Here is a 479-nt window from a genome sequence, read left to right as displayed (position 1 = left end):
GACGTCCTGGCCGGGGGACGAGGGGGCGCGTCCGTACCTGCGGGCCCACGGCGTCGCGGCGGTCGACTGCAGCGACCTCGGCGGCGGCGACGACGTGGACGTCTGAGCGTCCGGCTCCGGCGTGCGGCCTCGCGGCGCGCCGATAGGTTGTCACGGTGACGACCGTGCGTGTGCCTGCCAAGATCAACGTGAGCCTGGCCGTCGGTCCGCTCCGCGAGGACGGCTTCCACTCGCTCGCCACCGTCTACCAGGCGGTCAGCCTCTACGACGAGGTCACGGCCCGGCCCAGCGACGACGGCACGATCCACGTCCAGGTGCACTTCGAGGGCCCGGAGAGCGAGGGCAGCGTCCCGCTGGACGACGACAACCTCGCCGTGCGCGCCGCCCGGCTGCTGCGCGACGAGACCGGCGTCGACGAGGGCGCGTCGCTCGCGATCCGCAAGGCGATCCCGGTGGCCGGCGGCATGGCCGGGGGGGTT

At 74.3% G+C, this 479-nt stretch carries 1 pseudogene; it reads left to right on the top strand.

The features are described from left to right. Positions 1-164: 164 nt before the first annotated feature. Positions 165-479, top strand: a pseudogene (locus AC2W7G_RS18520) (4-(cytidine 5'-diphospho)-2-C-methyl-D-erythritol kinase); the annotation flags it as partial.

The organism is Aeromicrobium sp. PFPM2_SD2 (assembly GCF_057364525.1).
The sequence above is the reverse complement of the archived record's forward strand: the minus strand, read 5'-3'. Positions and strand labels throughout refer to the sequence as shown.